General features: G+C 36.5%; 1 protein-coding gene. It reads right to left on the bottom strand.

Going from position 1 to position 1,886, the window contains the following annotated elements; genetic code table 11:
- Window positions 1-1,886, bottom strand: a 1,886-nt coding sequence (gene nagB, locus OIU80_RS20785) for a glucosamine-6-phosphate deaminase (RefSeq protein ID WP_319004979.1), incomplete at both ends; no start/stop codon positions are given.

The raw sequence follows: 1,886 nt of genomic DNA, 5'->3' as shown, positions 1-1,886 counted from the left end.
GCTTCGTATTCCGCAAGACCTAAATCATCATATAAAATCGCAGTGTTTTTATTACGATCTTCGGCTCTAACCCAAAACTCTCTGGAGTCGTTTCCTTGAAACATAACTCTGTCTTTTTGAGATTGGTGGTATAAAATAGCGTGACGTTTTAACAATACTTCTGATGGACTTAAAGGTACAGCCATGTCTATTTCATGAATATCCCATTCGTGCCAAGCACCTCGGTATAACCATAACCAACAATCATCCATATAAGGTTGTGGTTTTAGTTCCTTCATTGCTGCAAAGATGGCATTCAAACATACTTCATGTGTTCCATGCGGATCTGCAAGATCTCCAGCGGCAAAGACCTGATGTGGTTTTATTTTTTCGATAATGTCTTTTACAATAGCAATATCTTCAAGACCTAACGGATTTTTCTTGATTTGTCCTGTTTCATAAAACGGAAGATCCAGGAAATGGGTGTTGGAATCTTTTAACCCAATATATCTCGTAGCGGCATACGATTCTCTTCGGCGAATAAGTCCTTTTAACTTTCTAACCTCCAAGGAATCAATTTGATTCTCTGATTTATTATTCAAAAACTCAATTACTGATTTGAAATTTACTTTAGTATCTGCATCGGTAATAAAATCGTTACTTACCTCAGCAAACTTCAATGCTTCATCATCGGTAACGGCAATATTTCCAGAGGTTTGATATACCACATGCACATCGTGACCTTGTTTTATTAATTTTGAAAATGTTCCTCCCATTGAGATAACATCATCATCTGGATGTGGACTAAAAAGGATAATTCTTTTCTTTGCAGGATTGGCTCTTTCTGGGCGGTGTGAATCGTCAGTATTAGGCTTGCCTCCTGGCCATCCTGTAATGGTATGCTGTAATACGTTAAACATGTTTATGTTCAAATCGTAAGCAGAACCTTCCTGAGCCAACAAATCGGACATTCCGTTATTGTTGTAATCTCTGTCGGTTAATTTTAAAATAGATTGCTTTGTTTTTTGACACAACCAAACAATCGCTTTACTTTTTAATTCCTGATTCCAAATGCACTCACCAACTAACCACGGTGTTTTAAAACGAGTTAGTTCAGATGCAGCTGATTGGTCTAAAACAAACGTTGCATTGCCATGATTTTGCAAAAATGTTGCCGGAACTTCTGAGCTAATATCACCTTGAATGGTTCTCTTGATAATATCGGCTTTGTTTTGTCCCCAAGCCATAAGTACTATTCTTTTGGATCTGAGAATTGTAGACACTCCCATTGTAATGGCCCTTTTTGGCACATTATCAATTCCGTTAAAATCGGAAGAAGCATCTACTCTCGTGATGTGATCCAAAGTAATAATACGTGTTCCTGAATTTATATGCGAACCAGGCTCGTTGAACCCTACGTGTCCTGTACGACCAATTCCTAATAATTGGAAATCCAATCCACCTGCATTCTTAATGTTCATTTCATAATCAATACAATATTGATTCAATTCATCGATTGCAACAGTTCCATCAGGAATATTTACATTCTCAGGTTTGATATCAATGTGATTGAATAAATGTTGATGCATAAAATGATGGTAGCTCTGATTGTTTTCTTTTGTCATCGGATAGTATTCGTCCAAATTAAAAGTAACAACATTGCTAAAACTCAATCCTTCTTCATTGTGCATTCTGACTAATTCTTCATATACTTTTATAGGTGAAGAACCTGTGGCTAAACCTAGTACACAAGATTTATTCTTTTCTTGCTTTGATCTAATTAATTGAGCAATTTCCTGCGCAACAATTAGCGATGCTTCGGTAGAATTCTTGAAGATTTCGTTGTGGATTTTTTCAAATCGTGTCTCTTCAAATTTACCAGCACTTTTATAGCTAATGTCTGGTTT

Origin of the sequence: Flavobacterium frigoritolerans (assembly GCF_025847275.1) — a bacterium.
GTDB lineage: Bacteria > Bacteroidota > Bacteroidia > Flavobacteriales > Flavobacteriaceae > Flavobacterium > Flavobacterium frigoritolerans.
This window is presented reverse-complemented; position numbering and strand designations above follow the sequence as displayed.